The organism is Pantoea sp. SGAir0183, assembly GCF_043545505.1.
Genome location: NZ_CP028053.1, coordinates 1,233,481 through 1,256,888 on the forward strand (window position 1 = coordinate 1,233,481; position 23,408 = coordinate 1,256,888).

The 23,408-nt window shown below is 55.3% G+C and carries 19 protein-coding genes; 3 read left to right on the forward strand and 16 right to left on the reverse strand.

The features are described from left to right. Positions 1 to 35: 35 nt before the first annotated feature. From C1N59_RS05900 to C1N59_RS05935, 8 genes are read right to left on the reverse strand one after another with little or no spacing between them, the layout of a single operon-like run. Positions 36 to 995 (reverse strand): ribokinase, encoded by a 960-nt coding sequence (locus C1N59_RS05900; protein WP_033740832.1) that lies wholly within the window; start codon positions 993 to 995, stop codon positions 36 to 38. After that, positions 992 to 1,888: an allose kinase gene (alsK, locus tag C1N59_RS05905; RefSeq protein WP_054633362.1), complete on the reverse strand. Its 897-nt coding sequence runs from the start codon at positions 1,886 to 1,888 to the stop codon at positions 992 to 994. Before alsK ends, C1N59_RS05900 begins: the two co-directional genes overlap by 4 nt. Further along, the gene (gene alsE / locus C1N59_RS05910; protein WP_006118382.1) at positions 1,885 to 2,577 is read right to left on the reverse strand and encodes a D-allulose 6-phosphate 3-epimerase; all 693 of its coding nucleotides are present in this window, start codon (positions 2,575 to 2,577) and stop codon (positions 1,885 to 1,887) included. Before alsE ends, alsK begins: the two co-directional genes overlap by 4 nt. Beyond that, on the reverse strand, positions 2,577 to 3,629 hold the full coding sequence (locus C1N59_RS05915; protein ID WP_033740830.1) for an ABC transporter permease: 1,053 nt from the start codon (positions 3,627 to 3,629) through the stop codon (positions 2,577 to 2,579). The genes alsE and C1N59_RS05915 overlap by 1 nt, the downstream gene beginning before the upstream one ends. A gap of 14 nt (positions 3,630 to 3,643) precedes the next feature. Beyond that, the gene (locus C1N59_RS05920) at positions 3,644 to 4,633 is read right to left on the reverse strand and encodes an ABC transporter permease (RefSeq protein ID WP_033740829.1); all 990 of its coding nucleotides are present in this window, start codon (positions 4,631 to 4,633) and stop codon (positions 3,644 to 3,646) included. Continuing rightward, a complete protein-coding gene (locus tag C1N59_RS05925; protein ID WP_394550790.1) occupies positions 4,626 to 6,131 on the reverse strand; it encodes a sugar ABC transporter ATP-binding protein in 1,506 nt (501 codons plus the stop codon). The genes C1N59_RS05920 and C1N59_RS05925 overlap by 8 nt, the downstream gene beginning before the upstream one ends. A 2-nt stretch (positions 6,132 to 6,133) precedes the next feature. After that, the gene (locus C1N59_RS05930; protein WP_054633363.1) at positions 6,134 to 7,114 is read right to left on the reverse strand and encodes a substrate-binding domain-containing protein; all 981 of its coding nucleotides are present in this window, start codon (positions 7,112 to 7,114) and stop codon (positions 6,134 to 6,136) included. Between the two features lie 11 nt (positions 7,115 to 7,125). Next, positions 7,126 to 7,956: a DeoR/GlpR family DNA-binding transcription regulator gene (locus C1N59_RS05935; protein WP_054633364.1), complete on the reverse strand. Its 831-nt coding sequence runs from the start codon at positions 7,954 to 7,956 to the stop codon at positions 7,126 to 7,128. Between the two features lie 488 nt (positions 7,957 to 8,444). On the opposite strand from C1N59_RS05935, the gene C1N59_RS05940 reads away from it, so the two are divergent. Then, the gene (locus C1N59_RS05940; protein WP_006118388.1) at positions 8,445 to 9,512 is read left to right on the forward strand and encodes a DUF1176 domain-containing protein; all 1,068 of its coding nucleotides are present in this window, start codon (positions 8,445 to 8,447) and stop codon (positions 9,510 to 9,512) included. On the opposite strand, the gene ampH is transcribed toward C1N59_RS05940, so the two are convergent. The 3 genes from ampH to C1N59_RS05955 all read right to left on the reverse strand — a co-directional run bounded on the left by ampH (position 9,509) and on the right by C1N59_RS05955 (position 13,197). Further along, positions 9,509 to 10,672, reverse strand: a complete 1,164-nt coding sequence (ampH, locus tag C1N59_RS05945) for a D-alanyl-D-alanine-carboxypeptidase/endopeptidase AmpH (protein WP_172677644.1) — start codon at positions 10,670 to 10,672, stop codon at positions 9,509 to 9,511. The two genes, C1N59_RS05940 and ampH, sit on opposite strands and share 4 nt — an antisense overlap. Before the next feature lie 211 nt (positions 10,673 to 10,883). Beyond that, positions 10,884 to 11,570 (reverse strand): response regulator, encoded by a 687-nt coding sequence (locus C1N59_RS05950; protein WP_054633367.1) that lies wholly within the window; start codon positions 11,568 to 11,570, stop codon positions 10,884 to 10,886. After that, entirely contained in the window at positions 11,560 to 13,197 is a 1,638-nt protein-coding gene (locus tag C1N59_RS05955; RefSeq protein WP_394550423.1) for an ATP-binding protein, read from the reverse strand. Before C1N59_RS05955 ends, C1N59_RS05950 begins: the two co-directional genes overlap by 11 nt. Positions 13,198 to 13,502: 305 nt before the next feature. Here C1N59_RS05955 and C1N59_RS05960 point away from each other — a divergent pair, with 305 nt between their 5' ends. Further along, the gene (locus C1N59_RS05960) at positions 13,503 to 14,864 is read left to right on the forward strand and encodes a 2-hydroxycarboxylate transporter family protein (protein ID WP_394550424.1); all 1,362 of its coding nucleotides are present in this window, start codon (positions 13,503 to 13,505) and stop codon (positions 14,862 to 14,864) included. A gap of 159 nt (positions 14,865 to 15,023) precedes the next feature. On the opposite strand, the gene C1N59_RS05965 is transcribed toward C1N59_RS05960, so the two are convergent. From C1N59_RS05965 to tal, 3 genes are all read right to left on the reverse strand, one after another. Next, a complete protein-coding gene (locus C1N59_RS05965; RefSeq protein ID WP_039339885.1) occupies positions 15,024 to 15,419 on the reverse strand; it encodes a VOC family protein in 396 nt (131 codons plus the stop codon). Positions 15,420 to 15,694: 275 nt separating this feature from the next. Further along, the gene (gene tkt / locus C1N59_RS05970; RefSeq protein WP_033740817.1) at positions 15,695 to 17,695 is read right to left on the reverse strand and encodes a transketolase; all 2,001 of its coding nucleotides are present in this window, start codon (positions 17,693 to 17,695) and stop codon (positions 15,695 to 15,697) included. A 63-nt stretch (positions 17,696 to 17,758) separates the two neighbouring features. Beyond that, a complete protein-coding gene (tal, locus tag C1N59_RS05975; RefSeq protein WP_033740815.1) occupies positions 17,759 to 18,709 on the reverse strand; it encodes a transaldolase in 951 nt (316 codons plus the stop codon). Positions 18,710 to 19,069: 360 nt separating this feature from the next. Between tal and maeB the strand changes: the two genes are divergently transcribed. Next, positions 19,070 to 21,349, forward strand: coding sequence for an NADP-dependent oxaloacetate-decarboxylating malate dehydrogenase (gene maeB, locus C1N59_RS05980; RefSeq protein WP_172912873.1), 2,280 nt, complete (start codon positions 19,070 to 19,072; stop codon positions 21,347 to 21,349). Between the two features lie 59 nt (positions 21,350 to 21,408). Here the strand turns inward: maeB and hemF are convergent, their stop codons facing one another. After that, a complete protein-coding gene (gene hemF, locus C1N59_RS05985; protein ID WP_394550425.1) occupies positions 21,409 to 22,323 on the reverse strand; it encodes an oxygen-dependent coproporphyrinogen oxidase in 915 nt (304 codons plus the stop codon). A 48-nt stretch (positions 22,324 to 22,371) separates the two neighbouring features. Continuing rightward, complete coding sequence (amiA, locus tag C1N59_RS05990) at positions 22,372 to 23,217, reverse strand: N-acetylmuramoyl-L-alanine amidase AmiA (RefSeq protein ID WP_033740810.1); 846 nt, start codon at positions 23,215 to 23,217, stop codon at positions 22,372 to 22,374. Between the last annotated feature and the right edge of the window lie 191 nt (positions 23,218 to 23,408).

The window sequence follows — 23,408 nt, forward strand, 5'->3', positions numbered from 1 at the left end:
AGCCGATGCGCAAACCATCGCATCGGCTTTCCGCTTTATACGCACGTCATCACGCTGTCGGCGACGCACTCCGGGTGCGCCTGCAGACGCGCCAGTGCCTCGGCATACGAAGGCATCGAATGGGCCGCACCCGGTCGCTCCACACATAATGAGGCAAACGCGGCCGCATACAGCGCCGCCTGATCCAGCGCAACGCCCGCCGCGAGCCTGGCCGCCAGCGCGCCGTTAAACGCATCGCCCGCGCCGGTCGTATCCAGCGGGGTGGCAGGAAACACGGGAATATGCCGTTGCTGCTGGCCGTCAGACAGTAACGCACCCGCCGTCCCCAGTGTAATAATGATCTGGCGCGCCCCTTTGCGATGCAGAATTTCTGCCGCCTGCCGGGCACTGCGGATATCGTTGACGTTGATGCCGGTCAGCAGCCTCGCTTCCGTACTGTTCGGGGTCAGCAGATCGACTTTTGCCAGCAACGTATCGCTGATTTTTTGAAACGGCGCGGGATTAAGAATCACAAAGGTATTGGCGGCCCGCGCATTATCAATCATGCGCTGTATCGCGCTCAGGTTGTTCTCGAGCTGGACCAGCAGAATGTCCGCCGCCGCGACGGTGGGTTTGCAGCGCGTGACTTCCGCCGCCGTCACGGTAAGGTTGGCGCCCGGATAGACGGAAATCATGTTTTCGGCGTCGTTTCCGGCAACGTAGATCAACGCATTGCCGGTGGGTTTCTCCTTACAGGTGAACAGTGTAATCGCATCAAACCCGGTTTTTTCCAGATGGCGGCGGGCAAACACACCAAAGTCGTCCTTGCCCACTTTGCCAATATAGTGCACCCGGGCGCCCGCGCGCAGTGCGGCGGTGGCCTGATTCGCACCTTTACCGCCCGGTCCCATCATGCTGTGCTGAGCAATCAGCGATTCGCCCGGCAGGGGAAAGCGGCGCATACCGGCGACAATATCCAGATTGAATGAACCAAACACACAGACTTTGCCTTTCATTTTCGCTCTCCAAAGTGGCGTTCGGCAGCCAGGCAGGCACCACGGCAGCCTGTGTAATCGGTGGCATGACTGAACACGATCCGTAAACCGTGGCGCGTGACGGGCGGCCGCAAACTGCGCTGAATGTGGTGTTGTAACTGCGCCAGCGGAAAACCGGCCATCGCCAGCACGCCACCGCCCAGAATCAGGTATTCCGGATCGAGGATGTTCATTTCACTGGCGATCAGGTGCGCCAGCCGCTGGACGAAGGCCTGCAGATCGGGATGATCCCCGTGTCGCGTAAACAGTTGTGACAGGGCGGTGTCCGGCTGATGCGTCGCCGCCCACTGGCTCAGCCAGTGACCGGAGATCAGCGTTTCCGCACAGCCGCGATTGCCGCACGGGCAGGGCAGGTCATTGCCGGGCAGGGGAATATGCCCCAGTTCACCCGCGCCGCCATGATGACCATGATAAAAGCGGCCTTCCAGCCACAGGCTATTGCCTAAACCGGTGCCGGGATACAATCCCACCGCGTTGTCGGGCAGGGCATCAAGCTGTAACAGGTCCCATAACATCAGGTGGTTGACGTCTTTATCCATGGCGACCGGCACGCCCAGTCGCTTGCTCAACTGGGCTGCCACAGGTTGCCCATCCAGTGCCTGAATAAAGGGTAACGAGATAACCTGCTGACGATCGCGGCTGAGTATACCGGGGAGCCCGAGCATTACGCCGCTAATCGCTTGTGACGCCAGCGTGTCAATAATCACATCGCCCAGGGCGTGAAGCGCATCCGTTTGCTGTGCCCAACTGGCGGTCGCTATTTTACGGAATCCGCACCAGTGCTGGCCGTCTTCCATCAGTTGCAGTCGGGTGCTGGTGCCACCGATATCCATTCCAAGCCAGCGTTGTTTCATGCAGACTCCTGTGCCAGTCCCTGTGCGGCATCAATGCTGCTGCGCATCATGTCCCAGGCGGTGCTGAGATCGTCATGCACGTTGAACAGGCCCGAGGTGCCGACAATCAGCACGTCTGCGCCCGCCTCCAGTAGCGTGCGGTAGGTTCGTTGATTACAGGAGCCGTCAATTTCGATGAGGAAGTCATAGCCCTGTGCCTGTTTCAGGGCCTTAAGCTGCTGGATCTTCTGCACCATCTCGGGAATAAATGGCTGCCCGGCATAACCCGGATCGACCGTCATTACGGTGATCTTCTCCAGCAGATGAATATAGTGATGAATAAACGACACGGGCGTAGCGGGATTTAAAACCACGCCCGGCTTTTTCCCCAGACTGCGGATCAGGTTGATCACCCGGAAGGCATCGCGGTTGATGGTCTCCGCATGCGGACAGATATAGTCTGCTCCCGCTTTCGCGACGGCCTCGATAAAATCGGTCGGCTGTTCCACCATCAGGTGAACGTCTATCGCTACGGGCGTATGCGGACGAATTTGCTCAATAAAGAACGGCGACAGCGTGATGTTTTTGACGTAATGCCCGTCCATGATATCAACGTGCAGGAAATCAGCGCGGGTGTTCAGGACCGCCAGCTGCTGTTTAATCTCCATCAGATTCATGCACATTAATGACGGCGAGATTTGAATACGCATCATACTTCCTTTTTCTCAGTCAAGGGATTCAGGGCCGCGCTTAAACGTTTGCTGCGCGTTACGGCCCGGCTCTCATTCAGTCGGGCTTTGCCCTGTTTAACGGCCAGCACCACAATCAATACCGCGCCCCACATTGCCAGGCTGACGTGCGGACTGATGTTCATCAGACTGAACCCGGTGGAAAGAATTTGTAGTGCGATCAGCGCCAGCACGACGCCGGTGACCCGGCCAAAGCCGCCATTGGGATCGGTGCCGCCAAGGATGATGGCCAGCACGGTGAGTAAGAGATAGGCATCGCCATAACCCATGCGGGCGGAGTTAAAGCGCGCCATCATCACCAGCCCCGCCAGTACGCACAACAGGCTGGAAAGGATATATACCAGCATCACCATGCGGTGCGTGTTGATGCCGCTAAACCAGGTCGCGTTGATGTTGCTGCCGCCCATATAGATGCACTTACCGGCGCGGGTTTTGCCCAGAAACAGGGCCAGCAGGGCGGCCGCAAGCAGAAAGAGCCACAGCGGCAACGGCACACCCAGTAAGGTATCGGCACCCAGAGCCCTTACAACGGGAGGCATACCGCTTACCGCCGCGCCTTTGGTCAGCCAGATACCGATGCCGTTAATCGTGATCATGGTTGCCAGCGTCACCAGGATGGGATGTGCGCCAATGCGCGTTACCATGACGCCGGTAATCAGGCCAATGAGTGCAGCAATCAGCATCGCACCCAGTACTGCCAGCAGTAACCACACGAGTTGCTGAGCGGTTCCGGCCCCGTCCGGCACCCTGTTTAGTAAGACCCAGGCGATAAACAGGCTGGTCAGATTGGCGGTGGTGATAATCGCCAGATTGAGTCCGCCACTCAGGATGGCAATAAACATCGCCAGGGTGAGTAAGCCCAGTTCCGGCAGTTGGAACGCCATGCTGAGGAAAGTGGCGTCGGTAAAAAAGCGGCCGGGTAACAGAATGCCGAACAGCGCCAGCGAGAAGGCAATCAGAAGTAGCAGGCCAACATTGGTGCCATCCGGTTTTAACGCAGCGAATCTTTTCATCTCTGTTTCTCTCCTCAGACAAAGCTGACGTCAGTTTCTTTGCGCTTCTTAAAGTGGGTGACAGCAATGGCGGCCATAATGACGGTACCGACCACGATGTTCATGAAGTAGTTGGATACGCCGATCAGGTTGAGTCCGTTCTTCAGAACCGCGATCAGGAAAACCCCCATCAAGGTTCCACTGACGGTGCCCTTGCCGCCCATCAGACTGGCTCCGCCCAGTACGGTTGCCGCCAGCACATCCAGCTCACCGCCCACCAGGGCGTTGGGGACGACTTCACCCATGCGGTAGACCTGAACCAGTCCGCCAATCGCGGCCATGGCCCCCAGCCAGCCATAGGCAAAGAGGGAGATCAGGCCAACGCGAATCCCGATACGCCGTGCGGATTCCGCATCGCCGCCCACGGCATAGAGTTGACGACCTAAATGTGTTTTGTTGAGGAGCACCGCTGTCAGCGCCGCAATGAGCAACAGGATGAGCAGCGGCAGGCCGAGCTGAAAGGCTTGTCCCTGCCATTCGAACGGCAGCACGTTACGCAGCGTGATCCACCAGTCCGGAAGCTGATACAGGCTGCGTCCACCGGTCACCCACATCAGCAGGCCAAACAGCAGCGACTGCATACTAATGGTGATGATGATGGAGACGACCCGGAGCCAGGTGATCAGCCAGGCGTTAATGACACCAAACAGCGTGCCGCAGGCTATCGCCAGTGCAATACTCAGCGGCGCGTTAGCAAACTGGTAATGCACAAACAGCGAGGCGATCAGGTACTGCACCACAGAGGCGACGGCCGCAAAGGAAATATCAATGCCGCCGGTCACCAGCACGACAAACAGTCCGAGGGCGAAAATGCCGGTAACCGCGTAACTCTCGGCCAGATCCAGCAGGTTTTGCACGGTCAGAAACTGGTCGCTGGCGAAGGAGAAAATCACAATGAACAGCAACAATACCCACGTCAGCCAGCCCTGGCTGGAATGAGGACGTAAACGGGAAAAATCAGGCATTGATCACCTCCGCCAGTTGCTGTTGCGCTATGCGGTCTGGTTGATATTCGGCCTGGATGGTGCCCTCGCGGAAATGCAAAATGCGGTCGCAGTTGTACCAGACCTCGGGGACTTCATCGGAAATCAAAATGATCGACAGGCCTTCGCGTGCCAGTTCGTGAATAAGTTGATAGATACTCGCTTTTGCCCCCACATCCACGCCGACGGTGGGCGAATCGAGGATGAGCAGGCGCGGCTGCGTCAGGACCCATTTCGCCAGCACAATCTTTTGCTGATTGCCGCCGGACAGCGTTGAGATGGCTAACTGTGGATCGGCAACGCGCACGCCCAGTTGCTGAATCCACTGAAGAATCAGCTTGTTCTTGCGGTATTCATCAATCAGGTGGAAGCGGTTTTGCAGCTGGTTAAGAATGGGCAGCACCATATTGTCGGCCACCGATTGTTGCTGAATCAGCCCCAGCGTCAGGCGATCCTCAGATACATAACCAATCCCGGCTTTGATGGCATCTTCATGACTGCGAAAGCGCACGGGTTTACTGTCCAGCCAGATCCTGCCGCGGTCTGGCCGGGTCATGCCGAACAGGGAAAGAGCCAGCTCAGTACGTCCCGATCCCAGCAGACCACACAGCCCCAGCACCTCACCTTCGTACAGCCGAAAATTAACATCGTGGTACTGACCTGCACGGTGCAGGTTTTCCACTTCCAGAATGACCCGATCACCGTTGCGCGTAGGGGTTTTTAACTGATAATCAAGTTTTTGCCCGGTCATCAGCTCGGTGAGATGGTGCGGCGTCATAGCCTGCGCCGGCCAGCAGCCAACCTTGCGGCCGTCGCGAATGACGGTTACGCGATCTGATATTTCCAGCACCTCGTCCAGGCGATGGCTGACAAATACCACACAAATCTTTTTCTGTTTGAGATAGCGTACCGTGCGCAGCAGTTGATTGACTTCGGTACGGGTGAGGGAAGCGGTGGGCTCATCCATGATCACCAGCCGCGCATCCGCCACCAGCGCGCGACAAATGGCGACCTGTTGTCGCTGAGCGATGGAAAGGTGCGCGACACTCTCGTCAAGATTGAGGTCAAACTGCAGTTCCTCAACAATACGCCGGGCACTGTCAACCAGGGTTTTGCGCTGATGCCAGCCAAATAACCCGCGCAGATTGTGTTCAAATGCGATGTTTTCGGCCACGCTCAGGTTCGGGAACAGGGACAGATCCTGATAGATGACCTGAATACCAAAGTCTCTGGCCTGCTGAGTCGAGAGACGGGGCAAGCGGTCTCCGTCACCTAAACGAATTTCGCTGCCACGATCCGGCGCATGTACGCCGGATATCACTTTAATGAGCGTACTTTTGCCACAACCATTGGTACCGGCAAGGCAGTGCACTTCGCCCGCCAGCAAGGTCAGCGAGATATCGCTCAGAGCACGATTCCCCCCAAAGGTTTTCGACAGTTTTTCCAGGGTGATAAGCCTTTGCGGCGCGACCGATTGCATCATTACAGCCCCAGCTTGATCAGGTTAGGCAGGTTAGCTTTATCCAGACTTTCCGTGTTGTTGCCCAGAATGGTGTGCGTTGTCTGATCCACTTTCACCTTGCCCAGGCCGTCAATCGTCATACCGTCCGTAATCGGTTCGTTCTTCTCCACCTTCTCGGCAATACGGATAAACACTTCACCGGCGGTATGTGGATTCCAGATATAGCCGCCCTTGATCGCCCCGCGGTTAACCAGTTGCGCGCCCTGACCCGGACTGAACGCCCCAATGACACAGACCTGATTGGTTTTATTGCGGTTCATAACGGCGCGACCGGCACCAATAGGGCCCTGCGAACCGAAGGCTAAAATGCCTTTCAGATCGGGATACTTAGACATCAGTTCATTGGTGGTACGGATGGACTCGTCCAGGGATTCGCCTACGCCAAATTTGTCCGTAACCAACTGCATGTTGGGATAGTGCTGCTTTTGATAATCCAGCGCGGCATCGGTCCACTGCTGATGAAGCGGCACCGTCAGGCTCCCCACGTATATGGCGTATTTCCCTTCGTCATGCATACATTGCGCCAGCGCTTTCATATGATTGATGCCGTGCGTTGCGGCATCCACTAATTCAAAGTCCCAGTTTGCAAACTTCTGGCCTGGCGATTCGTGGGTAATGACTTTGATGCCGGCTTCACGGGCGCGCTGCAAGACGGGCTCAAGCACTTTGGGATCGTTGGGGACGACGCCGATAATGTCCACTTTCTGGGCAATCAAATCTTCAATGGCACGCACCTGCAGGGCAGGATCGGCTGCGGTCGGCCCCACCATCCAGGCGTCAATGCCGCGTTTGGCCGCTTCGCTTTTAATTCCGGCTTCCATAGCGTTGAACCACGGAATACCACCGATTTTCACCACGATGCCCATGCGTATTTTGTCCGCCGCATGGGACTGAAAAGCCAGTAATGCGAACAACGAACAGGCGATAAGCTGTTTTTTCATAAAGGCTCCATTTAATTATTTATAAGCTGCACAGACTGGGGGCGCTGCGAGCAGTCAATAATATTGACGCCGTTCCAGGCCAGTTCCTGTTCCAGCTCTTTATCTTTCAACTGGTCAGTAATGAGAAAATCCACATCACGGTAATGGCAAATACGCGCGAATGAGGGCCGAAGAAACTTAGAGCTATCCATTAATAAATGTTTTCGTTCTGCTGCCAGAATCAGCTGTTGTTTTAAATGTGCATGACGTTCATTTCCTTCGCGTAAATAACCGTCATTGCCCAGACTGCTGCATGAAAAAAAGATCTTATTTATTTGAAACTCTTTTAACGGCTGCTCGGTAACAATGCCGTGAAAATCTTCATAACGATCTGAATATTCTCCGCCCAGACAAATGGTGCGAATACTGCCGCGCGCTGCCAGCGTCTGGACAATGCGTAACGAATTGGTTAATACCGTTAATTCAATATCCGGTAATTGCCGTGCCAGATAAAAACACGTGGTACTACTGTCGAGTAATAAGCAGTCGCCCACACTAATAAAATCCAGCGCGCGTTTCGCGATTGCCATTTTGGCGTCAACATGTTCGTTTACGCGTTGACGAAAAGACGATTCAGATTCATTAATCTCGCGATTATTAACCTGTAGCGTTGCACTGTGTCGTTTAGCCGGAACCGCACCACCATGGCTTCGCTGTAAAATACCTTTCTTTTCCAGTTGTGCTAAATCGCGGCGAATCGTTTCCTGAGAAACCCGACATAACGCGGTGAGTTCAGCGACAATAACCCGTCCGTTACACATTAATTCATCGATAATTCTCTGCTGGCGTTCAATCGGCAACATAATGGCCTCCGATGGCTATAAAGTACTGGAAGGCACGCGGCAAAAATGTGGCCTGAGCGTGGGTACGCAGGACCTGTTTTTACAACGCGCATAAAGAGATCAGTGTTGGGTTTTAATGAAACGAAATGAAAGCAATAATATTGTTTAGTGATTTGTCTCACTAAATAAGGGTTATTTAGCGGTCTCAGGATCCGCTGTGAACATTTTATCCTGCATTCTGCAGCGACTCTATCATGCCCGATTTTGCCCGTTTATGTGTATTTGACCGCTTTGCCTGTCCGGATAGTCCGACGAATCCGATTGAGAGAACGCTGACGAATACGCATGATGACCGCATTGCGCACGACAGGGCGCTACGGCTGTTGCAAAATGGATGTTTTTTAGGCAGTTAGTTGCGCTTGCTGGGCACTTCACAGAATGCGAACGTCGTGACGTGCGCGATTGCGCTATCATCTTCCACTCAGAGAAGTTGGGGCTCGATTTTCTTAATGTGGTACAGGATGAAATCGCTGTTTGCGTTGCCTTTATTCATGGTCGCCGCCGTCCAGGCTGATCCGGTGCAGAAACTGTTTTCTGACTGGCAGTTAACCTGCAATAACGCGGCCTTTTGCGTTGCGCGCAGCACGCAGGGTGACCGTGGTTTGGTGATGACCCTGTCGCGACATGCCGGGGCGGATGACCAGCCCCTGTTACGTATTGATTACGGCAGTGCCTATAGTGGTGCGCTGCCGGGGCCGGCGCTCAAAGATAATCTGCTGGTGGATCAGCGTCGTCTTCGTCCTGATTTCAAGCACTGGGACGTTGAACCGCATCATCTTGCGACCCGTAACCCGATTGCCATTAACGAATTTCTTGAACTCACCATGGATGCAAAAAATCTGCAGCTGACGTTCAGCGCCAGCCCACAGGTTTCATTGCGTGGCATGAAAGCGGCCCTGTTGTACATGGACGACGTGCAGGGGCGGGTGAATAGCATGAGCGCCTGGGTTCGACGGGGCGAACGCAACGGCGTGCCTGCTGCTCCGGCGATTCCGCAACTGCCACCTCCCATGGCCGCGCCTGTACCGCTGACGCGGGAAGAAACCAGTGGCCTGATCGATTACGGCACCTGGCGGGTTAATTCAGACACCTGTTCGCTCGATCCACTGCGACGCGAAGTCAGCGTCTCGCCGCTGACGGACAAAAAAGCCTTGCTGCTGGTGAGCTGTGAGATGGGGGCGTATAACGTGATCGATCGGGCGTTTGAAGTGACGCGTGCGCCGCCCTATGTGGCACGCGGTGTCAGCCTGACGTTACCCTTTACGCCGCCCGAGGGAGGAGAGCGCCAGCTGGAGCTGATTAATGCGGATTACGATGCGGCAACTGGCCAGCTTTACACCTTTGGTAAAGGGCGGGGACTGGGCGACTGCGGTACAGCGTCCCGCTGGCAGTTTAACGGTGAGCACTTTGTGTTAGCGGAATATGCCGAAGAATCAACCTGCGATGCCTGGCACAGCAGCGATGACTGGCCCACGCTCTGGGTAAGCCAGTCAGCCTCTGCGGATGGCAGCCGTTAAGGAATCGCCTGCACCATCATGGGGGAACCGGTCTGATTGCCCACCAACTCCGCCAGCAGGTTATTTACACCGTCACTCATTGGCGTGAAGCGGGTCAGGGGAGATCGGGTCACCACCACAAAAACGCCCACATTATTCTGCGGCACCATCGCTATATAGGTGATGAACCCCCCGCCACCGCCGGTTTTCTGAATGATCCCCGGACGCCCCTTTGACGGTCCCATATAAACCCAACCCATGCCGAGAGCGTCGGCTTTACCTGGCACGTCCATTCCATCCACCTTGTGAAGCTGATCGCGACGGTAGATTAATGTCTGCAGGCGATCGATCTGTGGCGTGCGGCGATTCACAGAGGAGTTCAGAAACTGCTGCATCCAGCGTCCCATATCATCCGGCGTTGAATAGACGCCACCGCTGCCGATAGCCGCCAGCGTGTTATTACACGGACTGGCTCCTTTTTCCGCCACCATTAAACGGGCGCACTGTTCGGGTGACGGGGTAAACGTGGTGTCCTTCATGCCCAGCGGGCGGGTGATCAGCTGCTGAAACAGGGCCGGATAGGGTTTACCCGCCGCACGTGACAGCGCATCACCCAACAGATCGTAACCCAGGTTGGAATAGGCCGCATTGGTGCCGGGGGCCGCTTTCAGGCTGGCGGTGTTCAGCCAGTTCCAGCGCTCACTTTGCGTAGGCCAGACAAAAACCGGACGATGCGGCTTACCGCCGGGCTGCTCGCGCGGCAGGCCACTGGTGTGAGTGGCGAGGTTAATCAACCGAATCGGTTGACCGTCGAAACCAGGGACCCGTTTTCCCGGAGGCGCATACTTACTCAGCGGATCGTCCAGACGAATCTCGCCGCGCTCGGCCATTTTTACCATCACCTCACTGGTCATTAATTTACTGAGCGAGGCAATACGAATTAACGAATCCTTTTGCGGACGAATATTGTTGCCGGGCCGGGTATCACCAAAGCTGGTAAAGACGCGCTGATTACCGTCTATTGCCACCAGGGCCATGCCGGTGGCACCACTGGCATAAAAGATATGCTCTGCATAGCGATCGACAATCTGGGAGGCCAGTAAGGGATCGGGCGCAACCTGCGCCATGCTTTTAAGGGGAAGCAAAGAAACCAGTAAAGCCAGTAAATAAGGAGTGCGCATTTTCAACGGAGAGGGCTTCGCTATAGGAGTCGGGTGAAAACCTATAGTAATCAGTTTAAGGATGACGGGAAGAGCAAAGCACAGTTTTTTTTATTTCAGATTACAGTCAGCTGGCGATGGCGGCCATGGACATCAGCGGACGGGGGATATGTTTTGCCCCGCAGAGGCCGCCGGACCGAGCCGCTGCACTGGCGGCGTGGCGCGCCGCAGTTCATGGCCGTTTGTACATGCGCCTGGGATGGCCCACTTTGCCATACAGCATTTCTACCGTCAGAAAGCCGGTTTCCACGCAGTGCTCCAGATAGCGACGGGCGGTTGTTTTACTGAGCCCGGTTTCGGCCATCACCTCATCAACCGAAAAAAGCCGCGTGGTGGCTGGCGTAAAAAGTGTCTGGACCCGTGCGAGGGTCGTTTCCTCAATACCTTTGCTGCCGTTATCGTGCGGGTAGTTCTTCGCCTGTAGCTGATAAAGGACATCGACATTTTTCTGATCGACAATCTTCCATGTGCGCTGCTGGTCTGCGAAAGCGATAAAGTTGGCAAGCGAGCGGTTAAGCCGTTTCCAGGACACAGGTTTAAGGACGTAATCGAAGGCACCGTTGCGGATGGCCTGGCTACAGGTATCCATATCACTGGCCGCCGTAATAAAAATAATGGAACAGTTTGCGTGGGCCAGCAACGGATCGCCAATCAGGGTGATGCCTTTGCCATCGGGCAGATAATTATCCAGCAATAGCAGCTGTGGCGCACTGATGGCAAGCTGCTGTCTGGCTTCTGCGAGTGACCCGGCGATACCGATCAGCCTGAGTTCAGGGTGTTTACCAATCAGTTCGGCATGAAGCTGAGCCAGTTCAGGCTCATCTTCCACAATCAGGACAGTCACAGGCTCATGTTGCATCGCGGACCTTCTCCGTTTCCGTTACGGGACAGCGGTGGGTTTGCGCGCAGGGGATAAACAGCGAGAAAATGGCGCCACGTGGCACATTGTCGCTGACCTCAATGGTTCCCCCTGTGCGGGTAATATAGCTTTCTGTTAAATACAGCCCGATGCCGTGATCGCCCCGGGTTTTCGTGGTGACGCCACGTTCAAACATGTTTTCGCGGATGGCAGGTGCAATGCCCACGCCGTGATCCGCCACTTCGATGATCAGCTCACGGGCGCTGAGCTTAATCAGCACTTCAACAGGTTCATGAGGCATCGGGGCGCGTTGCGTGGCTTCAATCGCGTTGTCCAGCAAATTGCCAATGACCGAGATCAGTTCAGCCTCTGACAGTGGGGGAAAGGGCTTGTCCATCAGACATGCGGGATCAAAGTGGAGGATAACGCCTTTTTCTCTGGCGCGTGCCGCTTTGCCCAGTAACAAGCCGCACAGCAGTGGCGAGCTGAAGCGTGCGGAGACAAAGTCCAGCCACTCCTGCTCGTGTTCTGACTGCGCCTCAATGTAGTCAATCGCGTCTTCAAAACGCCCCATGTGCAACAGCCCGGAAAGCGTGTTCATACGGTTAAGCTGCTCATGCCGCATAATGCGCAGATTATCGACATAACGTTTCACCTGGCTGAGCTGGGCGCTAAGGGAGTCGATGTCGTTAAAATCGCGGAAGGAGATTACCCAGCCCATCAGCGCGTCCTCCAGCATGATACGTACCCGGCTGGCGATGACGGTAAGCGCATTAAACTGACTAATCTCATCGTGGGTATCTTTCTCCAGCATCACGGGCTGCGATAAAAAGGGGACGGGCGAAATGATCTGGCTGACAGACTGCCCTCGCAGCGCCTCGGCGGACTGTGAAAGGCCTAACAGCGTTCGGGCGGCCTGGTTGATCACTTCGATCTGCAGATGTTCATTGATGACAATCACGCCTTCATAGATCGATTCCATCATAGCTTTTTGCTGACGGACCATCAGGCCGATCTCGCGCGGTTCCAGCGAGAAAATCTGTTTTTTAATATTGCAGGTGAAAAACCAGGAGAAAATAAACAGGGCGATAAGCACCAGGGCCGCCACGATCAGCAGGTTGATCATGTTGCTGAACGTGATGGCATCCAGATAGCGGGCGAGATAACCAACGGATACGATACCGACCACCTGCCCGCGATCGTTCAGGATAGGCGATTTGCTGCGCAGGGAGATTCCCAGGCCGCCTGTCCGGATGGTGGTGATACTTTTCCCTGCCAGCACAGCCGCGTTGTCTCCGCCGACCAGGGGTTTGCCAACCCGGTCCGCCGTCACCGAGTGAAAAAGGTGCAGGCCACGGTTATCGCCAATCACCATAAAACTGGCATCGCTTTTCCGGGCAATAGCCCGCATCAGCACGTTAATGGCCGGGATATCCCGATCCGCCACCGCTTTTCTCAGTTCCGGAATCAGCGCGATTTCATCAGCCTGAACTTTGGCGCGCATGCTCATCGCCTGATAAAGATGCCGGGTGATGCTGACGTAGTAATAGCTTCCCAGTAACACGAACAGGACAGACGAAAAAACAACGAGCGAAAGAAACAGCTTCGTTTGAAATGACAATTTCATGACTGTCACGCGCATTTTGGAATAATAACTTCAATGTATCATCTTTTTAACAACAGACACTACATGCGTTTATCTGTTTGATATTAATGGGATTAAATCGTTTTCAGAGGGCAGGGAAGCGTCATAAAAGGACAAACAATGGCTGCAGGGAATAAAAACCATAAACACCACGACGATTATCAGGATGCGGATCACGCTCTGGAAATAACACCATTAAAACTTTATGCCAGATACCTTCTCCTTCACGTAATTCCGTTTTTTTTAACGGCATTCTGAAAAAAAACGATGATGCAAAGAGGTTAATAATGCGCTCACCTGATAATTCTTTTCTGTCTGATACGCTGGCCCGTTCACCGCGCAGAAAAACCCTGAAGGAGCAGTGGTGGCATATTATGGATAACTGGAAAGTCGGGATTATCCCTCTTCCCTTGTTTGTGCTGGCCGGTGTGCTCATTGCACTGGACTGCCTGAGCGGGAAACTGGCCAGCGATATCGTCGTCATGGTCGCCACGCTGGCCTTTTTTGGTTTTGCCTGCGGTGAATTTGGTAAACGTCTGCCGGTGGTGGGCCGTCTGGGCGCCGCAGCTATCTGCGCAACCTTTATTCCCTCTGCGCTGGTCTATTACGGGTTACTTCCCGATATCGTGGTGACCTCAACAACGCAGTTCTATAAATCGACCAATATTCTCTATCTCTATATTTGCTGCATCATCGTCGGCAGCATCATGAGCATGAACCGTACGGTGCTGATTCAGGGCTTTCTGCGCATCTTTTTTCCCATGCTGTGCGGTGAAATCGTGGGCATGATTGTCGGCATGGGCGTCGGATTAGCGTTGGGGCTGGAGCCGTTCCAGATTTTCTTTTTTATCATTCTGCCCATTATGGCGGGTGGCGTCGGCGAAGGGGCCATTCCGCTCTCCATCGGCTATGCGGCGTTGCTCCATATGGATCAGGGCATAGCGCTGGGCCGTATCCTGCCGATGGTGATGCTGGGTGGCGTGACCGCCATTATTATTTCCGGCTGCCTGAACCAACTGGGTAAACGTTATCCGCACCTCACCGGGGAAGGCCAGCTGATGCCCAATGTCACGAACGTTGAGCCCGAGCCGCTGCAGTCCGTTTTTTCCGGTAAAGTTGACGTAACGGCCATTGCCTCCGGGGCGCTGCTTGCGGTGCTGCTCTATATGGTAGGGATGCTGGGGCAGAAGATGACAGGGCTGCCTGCGCCGGTAGGGATGCTGTTCCTGGCCGTGCTGGTGAAACTGGTCAATGGCGTTTCGCCCCGTATTCTGGCCGGTTCTCAGGTGGTCTATCGCTTTTTCCGCACCGCCGTGACCTATCCCGTCCTGTTCGCTGTCGGTGTGGCCATTACGCCGTGGCATGTGCTGGTCACCGCGTTTACGCTCACCAATCTGCTGGTCATTATCAGCACGGTCAGTGCGCTGGTCGCAACGGGCTTCTTTGTCGGGAAAAAGATTGGCATGCATCCCATTGATGTCGCCATTGTTTCCTGCTGCCAGAGTGGGCAGGGCGGGACGGGCGATGTAGCCATTCTCACCGCCGGTAACCGCATGGGCCTGATGCCGTTTGCTCAGATCGCGACGCGTATCGGCGGAGCCATCAACGTTTCGCTCTCTTTGCTGCTGCTGAGCCACTTTTTAAAGTAACGGTTGTTAAGGTCAGCAAGGCGACCTGTAAGGTGCCTTGCTGACGCGTTTCGTCTGCTTCAACCGTATGTTACCAGGGCGCGAGCACTTCACTTCATATGTTTAATGACGAGAGGGCTTTGCACTTTTAAGGGTCTTTAGCGTCAGTTAAATCCCGTCTCAGGCATTCTGATAAAGATCCCAGCGGTTGCCATAGATGTCTTCAAACACTACCACCGTGCCGTAGGCTTCCTGTCTGGGTTCCTCACAAAAGTGCACCCCTTTTGCCTTCATAGCGTGATAATCCCGCCAAAAATCATCCGTCTGAAGAAACAAAAAGACACGGCCACCGCACTGGTCTCCGATAAAACCGGCCTGACGTTCGTTTGATGCGCGCGCCAGCAGAAGATGGCAGTCGCTGTCGGGGTTCGGCGAGACGACAACCCAGCGCTTGCCCGGTTGGGGCGTGTCTTCAATTAGGGTGAAACCCAGTTGATCCCGGTAGTACTCAATGGCGCGGTCGTAATCATCAACCACCACGGCAATATAGCCCATGCATCGCTTTTGCGTTCTCATCCTTTACCTCGTCAGCAGATCACCAGAAAAACTGAGTTCACCTCACTGTCGCTGAAACGGAACGGGCGATGCAACATTAATCACACTTATTGTTTCTGTGCTGCCAGCCATTGAGCTTCCGGGCGAGGAAAAGGATTTGATTGCAACGGACACGGCGAAAAACGTGGTTACCGAAGAAGGTGGGTTTTCAGAAAGCAGCACGCCAGCGTCAGGCTGGCGTGCTGAGAGCAAAACCGCGGTCCGGCTGAGGAAGCCGGATCGCGTGAGTGCGAGGATTATGCCGGTTTCAGCAGGGCTTCGGCATGGCTGACGATGTTTTCTATCGTGAAGCCAAACTCCGCGAACAGCTTTTCTGCTGGCGCAGATTCACCGAACGTAGTCATCCCGACAATGGCACCGTCCAGCCCGACATACTTATACCAGTAATCTGCAATGCCTGCTTCCACGGCCACGCGTGCTTTCACAGCGGAAGGCAGCACGGATTCGCGATAAGCCGCATCCTGCGCGTCGAACAGATCCGTTGAAGGCAGTGAAACGACCCGCACCTTATGGCCGCCGGTCGTCAGCTTCGTTGCTGCACCCAGCGTGATCTCCACTTCAGAGCCGGTGGCAATCAGAATGACGTCTGGCGTGCCCTCACAGTCTTTCAGGACGTAACCGCCGCGTTTGATATTCGCCACCTGTTCCGCCGTACGCTCTGGCTGTGCCAGATTCTGACGCGACAGGATCAGGGCGGTAGGTCCATGATGACGCTCAATCGCAGCCTGCCAGGCCACAGCGGTTTCCACCTGGTCGCACGGACGCCAGACGCTCATATTCGGCGTAACGCGCAGGCTGGCAATCTGCTCTACCGGCTGGTGGGTTGGACCATCTTCACCCAGACCGATTGAGTCATGGGTATAAACCAGAATCTGGCGGGCCTTCATCAGGGCCGCCATGCGCGCGGCATTACGGGCGTACTCGACGAACATCAGGAAGGTCGCGGTATAGGGCACAAAACCACCGTGGTGGGCAATACCGTTACCAATGGCTGTCATACCAAATTCACGCACACCGTAGTGGATATAGTTCCCGGCCGGATCCTCTTTGATGGATTTCGAACCTGACCAGATGGTGAGGTTACTGGGGGCGAGGTCGGCAGAGCCGCCCAGGAATTCAGGCAGCATTTTGCCGTAGGCTTCCAGTGAATTTTGCGAGGCCTTGCGGCTGGCGATTTTTTGCGGATTCGCCTGCAGATCGGCAATGAATCGGGCAGTTTCCGCTTCCCAGTTTGCGGGCATTTCGCCGTTCATACGCCGCGTATATTCTGCGGCCAGTTCAGGATAAGCCTGCTGATACGCGGCAAACTTATCGTTCCAGGCTTTTTCGCGCGCCGCGCCAGCTTCTTTGGCATCCCACTGCTGGTAAATCTCTTGCGGGATCTCAAACGCCGGATAATTCCAGCCCAGTTGCTTGCGCGTCAGTGCGACTTCTTCTTCACCCAGCGCGGCCCCGTGTGCCTCTTCTTTACCGGCTTTATTCGGTGAACCAAAGCCAATAACCGTGCGGCAGATAATCAGTGACGGCTTATCGGTGACGCTTTGCGCTTCTTTAATTGCGGCTTTCACGGCCTCGGCATCGTGACCATCAATTTCACCGACCACGTGCCAGTTATAGGCTTCGAAACGTTTGTGCGTGTCATCCGTAAACCAGCCTTCGGTCTCTCCGTCGATGGAAATGCCGTTGTGGTCATAGAAGCCGATCAGTTTGCCCAGACCAAGCGTTCCGGCCAGTGAGCAGACTTCGTGGGAAATCCCCTCCATCAGACAGCCGTCGCCCATAAACACATAGGTGAAGTGGTCAACGATATCGTGTTGTGGACGGTTAAACTGCGCAGCCAGCGTCCGTTCCGCAATGGCCAGACCCACGGCGTTTGCCAGACCCTGACCCAGCGGGCCGGTCGTGGTTTCCACGCCCGGCGTGTAGCCAATTTCCGGGTGGCCCGGTGTTTTGGAGTGCAGCTGGCGGAAGTTTTTCAGCTCTTCAATCGGTAAATCGTACCCGGTCAGGTGCAGCAAACTGTAAAGCAGCATTGAGCCGTGACCGTTAGACAGGATAAAGCGGTCGCGATCCAGCCAGGCGGGGTTGGTCGGATTATGCTTGAGGAAATCGCGCCACAGCACTTCGGCGATATCTGCCATGCCCATTGGCGCACCAGGATGACCGGATTTTGCTTTTTGTACCGCATCCATACTTAATGCGCGAATCGCATTCGCCAACTCTCTGCGTGAGGACATAAAGGGTCTCCCTTGTTAAGCATCAGGGCGGGAGTGAGCCCGCCCGGTAAAAGAGGGGAAAAACTACAGGCGCGCCGCCAGCACATCTTCCAGTTTTTGCTGGTCAACGGCGAACTGGCGAATACCGTCTGCCAGTTTTTCGACCGCCATAGGGTCCTGATTATGTTCCCAGCGGAACTCCGCTTCGGACAGCGGCGACGGCTGATGGAAACATTCAGTGGAAGGCTCAAGCTTACGCTCTACGGGCGCCTCGCTGTTCTGCAACTCCTCCAGCAGGTTAGGTGACAGCGTCAGCCGATCACACCCGGCCAGCGCCAGTACCTGTTCGACCTTACGGAAGCTGGCACCCATAATGATGGTGTCATAGCGATGCTTCTTATAATAATCGTAAATACGGCGCACCGATTTCACGCCCGGATCTTCGTCGACGTTATACGGGTCCATGGGCTTGCGGCTGTTGTACCAGTCATAGATACGGCCGACAAACGGCGAAATCAGATAAACCCCGGCTTCGGCGCAGGCGCGCGCCTGGGCAAAGGAGAACAGCAGCGTTAGGTTGCACTGGATACCATTCTTTTCCAGCTCTTCTGCGGCTTTAATGCCTTCCCATGTGGAGGCCAGTTTGATCAGGATGCGAGAGCGATCAATGCCGTGCTCTTCATACATGCGGACCAGCTTTTCTGCTTTCGTGACGCACATGCCACGATCGAAGGAGAGGCGCGCATCCACTTCGGTCGAAACACGGCCTGGTATGCTTTTCAGAATTTCCATACCGAGGTTAATGGCCACTTTATCGCTGGCGTTAATAATCTGCGTTTCTTTGCTGCCACCCTGTTTTTTCGCGTAGTCGATGGCGTCATCAATCAGATGTTTGTAAGGCTGGAGAGCAGATGCTTTCAGAATAAGCGAAGGGTTAGTCGTCGCATCTTGTGGGTGATAATTACGGATGGACTCAATATCGCCACTGTCAGCCACCACGGTCGTGAACTGTTTAAGGGCTTCAAGCTGGTTCATTTCTACACTCCTTGAAAAATACGTTGTAACAAAAGGGAACACCTCTGGCCTCGTGCCCTAATCAGTGCAGACATTACCCGTCGTAGTAACGCCGACTCACCACATTGCAACAGACCAGGTGCAGTGAAAATGCGTTTTCTCTGAATGTTGTGCGATGAGGGTTGCGCGCAACCACCCGAGATGACATTTCTGCGGATAACGACTGTCCAGCCATTAAGGATAGCAGCCATGAAAAATGACGCAGGGTAGACTGTGGCAATCTGTGCGTTAAGAAAGAAGGTTCTTTGAACCGCCTCACCGCTTTGTGATGGTGTGCTTTCTATACTGAACATCCACTTACCTGGCGAAGAAGGATGTCAAATGGATGACCAACTGAAGCAAAGTGCGCTTGATTTTCATCAGTATCCCACTCCCGGAAAAATTCAGGTTTCCCCCACCAAACCTCTTGCCACCCAGCGGGATTTGGCGCTGGCCTATTCTCCTGGCGTGGCGGCGCCCTGTTTAGAAATCGCCGCCGATCCGCTGGCGGCGCACAAGTACACCGCGCGCGGCAATCTGGTGGCGGTGATTTCAAACGGTACGGCGGTACTGGGGCTGGGGAACATCGGCGCACTGGCCGGGAAACCGGTGATGGAAGGCAAGGGCGTTCTGTTTAAGAAATTCGCGGGCATTGACGTTTTTGATATTGAGGTCGACGAACAGGATCCCGATAAGCTGATCGAGGTGATTGCCGCGCTGGAACCCACGTTTGGCGGAATCAATCTTGAAGATATCAAAGCGCCCGAGTGTTTTTATATCGAACAGCAACTGCGGCAGCGCATGAAAATTCCGGTGTTTCACGATGACCAGCATGGCACGGCCATCATCTGTACGGCGGCGGTGCTGAACGGACTACGCATCGTCAACAAGGCTATCGCTGATGTACGGCTGGTGGTGTCAGGCGCGGGCGCATCGGCCATTGCCTGTATGAACCTGCTGGTCGCGCTGGGCTTGCAGAAAGACCATATTCAGGTGTGCGATTCGAAAGGGCTGATTTACCGTGACCGCGAACCCAATATGGCGGCCACCAAAGCCGATTATGCCGTGGAGGATCACGGCAAGCGCACGCTGGCCGACGTGATCCAGGGCGCAGATATTTTCCTGGGCTGTTCCGGACCGGATGTCCTGACGCAGGATATGGTGAAAAGCATGGCGAAAGATCCGCTGATTCTGGCGCTGGCAAATCCCCATCCCGAAATTCTGCCGCCGTTGGCGAAAGCCGTACGGCCGGATGCGATTATCTGCACCGGACGTTCTGATTTTCCTAATCAGGTGAACAACGTGCTCTGCTTCCCGTTTATCTTTCGTGGCGCGCTGGATGTGGGGGCCACCGCCATCAATGAAGAGATGAAGCTGGCGGCCGTACACGCCATTGCCGAACTGGCACAGGCGGAACAAAGCGACGTAGTGGCTTCGGCCTATAGCGATCAGGACCTGCGCTTCGGACCGGACTATCTGATTCCCAAACCCTTTGATCCACGTTTAATTGTGCAGATAGCCCCTGCCGTGGCGAAAGCGGCGATGGCGTCCGGCGTGGCAACCCGGCCTGTGGCTGACTTTGATGCCTACCGGGAGCAACTCACGGAGTTTGTGTATAAGACCAACCTGTTTATGAAGCCGATCTTTTCCCAGGCGCGTAAAGCCCCGAAACGGGTGGTGATGGCGGAGGGCGAAGAGGTGCGGGTGCTGCATGCTACGCAGGAGCTGGTCTCGCTGGGGCTGGCGAAACCCATCCTGATAGGTCGCCCCAACGTGATCGCCATGCGGTTAGAAAAACAGGGGCTCAAAATTGAGGCCGGAAAGGATTTTGAAATCGTGAATAACGAATCCGATCCCCGCTTTAAAGCGTACTGGAATGAGTATTACCAGATGATGAAGCGGCGCGGTGTCACCCCCGAGCAGGCGCAGCGCGCCGTTATTGGTAATCCGACCCTCATCGGTGCCATCATGGTCTACCGTGGTGAGGCCGATGCGCTGATCTGCGGCACCATCGGCGATTATAACGAGCACTACGAGATTGTGGAGCGCGTGCTGGGCCTGCGGAGTGATGTGAAGGTGGCCGGTGCCATGAATGCGCTGTTACTGCCGAATGGCAACACGTTTATTGCGGATACTTACGTCAACGCCGATCCTACACCGGAACAGCTGGCGGATATTACGTTGATGGCGGCGGAAACCGTCCGTCGCTTTGGGATTGAGCCGCGCGTGGCGTTGCTGTCGCACTCCAGCTTTGGCACCTCCAGTGCGCCTGGTGCGCAGAAAATGCGCGATGTGCTGGCGCTGGTGCAACAGCGCGCGCCTGAGCTGGAAATCGACGGGGAGATGCACGGCGATGCGGCGCTGGTGGAAAGCATCCGGCGGGAAATCATGCCCGACAGCCCGCTGAAAGGCAGCGCAAACCTGCTCATCATGCCCAACGTGGAAGCGGCGCGCATCAGCTACAATCTGCTGCGCGTGTCCTGTTCGGAAGGCGTAACGGTCGGGCCGGTGCTGATGGGCATGACCCGGCCGGTGCACGTGCTGACGCGCATCGCGTCCGTGCGCCGGATCGTCAATATGGTGGCGCTGGCGGTGGTGGAAGCGCAGACGCAGCCGCTGTAGTCAACCGGGGCGGCGACCCGGATTGCCGCCCCGGCACGTTCCTGAGGCGGCAACGTGGATTACTCAGCCAGGTTGAGCCAGTTTTTCACCGGCAGGAAGTCACGGTAGAGCGCGGCCTCGGGTGAGTCAGGTTCAGGATGATAGTTATATTCCCAGCGCACCATGGGCGGCAGGGACATCAAAATGGATTCCGTTCTGCCTCCGGTTTGCAGGCCAAACAGCGTGCCCCGATCCCACACCAGATTGAACTCTACATAGCGACCCCGGCGGTAAAGCAGGAACTGCCGTTCGCGGTCGCCATAAGGCATGTGCTTGCGGCGCGCCACAATCGGCTGGTAAGCGTCCAGAAAGCCCCGGCCGACGGCCTGAATAAGGGCAAAACTTTGTTCAAAGCCCGGCTCGTGGATATCGTCAAAAAACAGCCCACCAATACCGCGTTGCTCGTCGCGGTGTTTCAGATAGAAATAGTCGTCGCACCACTTTTTAAACCGGGGATAGACATCCTCGCCAAAAGGCTGGCAGATATCGAAGGCGGTCTGATGCCAGTGCAGCGCATCTTCTTCAAACCCGTAAAACGGCGTCATATCAAAGCCGCCGCCAAACCACCAGATCGGCTCGGCACCGGGTTTTTCGGCAATGAAAAAGCGCACATTCGCATGACTGGTCGGTACATACGGGTTGTTGGGATGGATAACCAGCGAAACGCCCATGGCTTCGAAACTGCATCCGGCCAGCTCAGGACGATGTGCCGTCGCGGAGGCTGGCATCTGGTCGCCATGAACGTGGGAGAAATTCACGCCAGCCTGTTCAAACACGGCACCATTACGCAGCACACGGCTTCGTCCACCGCCACCGCCGGGGCGTTCCCAGCGGTCTTCAGTGAACTGCGCGCCACCGTCTTCGGCAGTCAGCTTGCGACAAATCTCATCCTGCAAATCCAGCAGGAACGTTTTTACGCGGGAGATATCAGGCATGGGATAGGCTTCTCTTAGTAAAAATTGGCCGTGATTATAGCTGATCTACTATGACATTCGACGATCATACTCATCAAAGTAGTTAATGATACCTGTGGCGATAGCCGAGGCAATCTTCTGCCGAAAGGCGGTCGTGCCCAGCAACTGCTCTTCGCGCGGATTGGTAATAAAAGACGTTTCCACCAGCACCGAGGGAATGGACGGCGACTTCAGCACGGCAAAGGCGGCCTGTTCGGTATGCTGACTGTGAAGGTGATGCACCGGGCGAATCTGGTCCAGAACGTGTTTGCCCAGGGTCAGGCTGTTTCTGATGGTGTCCGTTTGCACGAGATCGAACAGAATCTGCTGTAAATACTGGTCCTGCTGTTCCACGTTGGCTCCGCCGACCTTGTCCGCGTCATTTTCACGTTTCGACAGGTAACGCGCCATGCTGCTGCTGGCACCCCGATTGGATAACGCGAACACAGAGGCACCGCTGGCATCCGGGCTGGTATAGCCATCCGCATGGATTGACATAAACAGGTTCGCACCGTGCTGATGCGCAATCTCCACCCGCTGGTAGAGCGGAATGAAATGGTCGCTGTCACGCGTCAGGCGGACCTCGATACGCGGATGTGACTGCAGCAGACTGCGCACATTACTGGCGATGTCTAAAACAATGTGTTTTTCTTCGGAACCCTCTTCGCCGACCGCACCCGAATCGATACCGCCGTGGCCCGGATCGAGCATCACGATGCGCTTGCCGTTGTTAACCCGCGGCCTGGGCGACGAGGGTCGGGTGGAGAGCGAAGCCTGCTGTTCCTTCGCCTGCACCGCGCGCGGGGACAATATGGCGAGCGCCAGCCCGGACAGCAGCAGCTGGCGACGATGAATTAAACGTTTGAGTAAGTGCATGTGCATGTCCCTGAGCAGTCATAATGCACCGTGTTATAGCGTAACATTATGCCCGGTGCGATCTTTCAACCATTTCAGGTTATTACTTTGTTTTTCAGCCTGGTAACAGGCAATTTCTTTTTTTTAACGTTGCCGTCAGCAGCCAGGGTTGCACCCGCCGAAGAAAGCGTGATAATCAGCAAATTGATGTG

Excerpts from the sequence above, each read along its gene's own strand:
- C1N59_RS05900 (WP_033740832.1), bottom strand. The coding sequence starts at position 995 with ATGAAAGGCAAAGTCTGTGTGTTTGGTTCATTCAATCTGGATATTGTC.
- alsK (WP_054633362.1), bottom strand. The coding sequence starts at position 1,888 with ATGAAACAACGCTGGCTTGGAATGGATATCGGTGGCACCAGCACCCGA.
- alsE (WP_006118382.1), bottom strand. The coding sequence starts at position 2,577 with ATGCGTATTCAAATCTCGCCGTCATTAATGTGCATGAATCTGATGGAG.
- C1N59_RS05915 (WP_033740830.1), bottom strand. The coding sequence starts at position 3,629 with ATGAAAAGATTCGCTGCGTTAAAACCGGATGGCACCAATGTTGGCCTG.
- C1N59_RS05920 (WP_033740829.1), bottom strand. The coding sequence starts at position 4,633 with ATGCCTGATTTTTCCCGTTTACGTCCTCATTCCAGCCAGGGCTGGCTG.
- C1N59_RS05925 (WP_394550790.1), bottom strand. The coding sequence starts at position 6,131 with ATGCAATCGGTCGCGCCGCAAAGGCTTATCACCCTGGAAAAACTGTCG.
- C1N59_RS05930 (WP_054633363.1), bottom strand. The coding sequence starts at position 7,114 with ATGAAAAAACAGCTTATCGCCTGTTCGTTGTTCGCATTACTGGCTTTT.
- C1N59_RS05935 (WP_054633364.1), bottom strand. The coding sequence starts at position 7,956 with ATGTTGCCGATTGAACGCCAGCAGAGAATTATCGATGAATTAATGTGT.
- C1N59_RS05940 (WP_006118388.1), top strand. The coding sequence starts at position 8,445 with ATGTGGTACAGGATGAAATCGCTGTTTGCGTTGCCTTTATTCATGGTC.
- ampH (WP_172677644.1), bottom strand. The coding sequence starts at position 10,672 with ATGCGCACTCCTTATTTACTGGCTTTACTGGTTTCTTTGCTTCCCCTT.
- C1N59_RS05950 (WP_054633367.1), bottom strand. The coding sequence starts at position 11,570 with ATGCAACATGAGCCTGTGACTGTCCTGATTGTGGAAGATGAGCCTGAA.
- C1N59_RS05955 (WP_394550423.1), bottom strand. The coding sequence starts at position 13,197 with ATGAAATTGTCATTTCAAACGAAGCTGTTTCTTTCGCTCGTTGTTTTT.
- C1N59_RS05960 (WP_394550424.1), top strand. The coding sequence starts at position 13,503 with ATGCGCTCACCTGATAATTCTTTTCTGTCTGATACGCTGGCCCGTTCA.
- C1N59_RS05965 (WP_039339885.1), bottom strand. The coding sequence starts at position 15,419 with ATGAGAACGCAAAAGCGATGCATGGGCTATATTGCCGTGGTGGTTGAT.
- tkt (WP_033740817.1), bottom strand. The coding sequence starts at position 17,695 with ATGTCCTCACGCAGAGAGTTGGCGAATGCGATTCGCGCATTAAGTATG.
- tal (WP_033740815.1), bottom strand. The coding sequence starts at position 18,709 with ATGAACCAGCTTGAAGCCCTTAAACAGTTCACGACCGTGGTGGCTGAC.
- maeB (WP_172912873.1), top strand. The coding sequence starts at position 19,070 with ATGGATGACCAACTGAAGCAAAGTGCGCTTGATTTTCATCAGTATCCC.
- hemF (WP_394550425.1), bottom strand. The coding sequence starts at position 22,323 with ATGCCTGATATCTCCCGCGTAAAAACGTTCCTGCTGGATTTGCAGGAT.
- amiA (WP_033740810.1), bottom strand. The coding sequence starts at position 23,217 with ATGCACTTACTCAAACGTTTAATTCATCGTCGCCAGCTGCTGCTGTCC.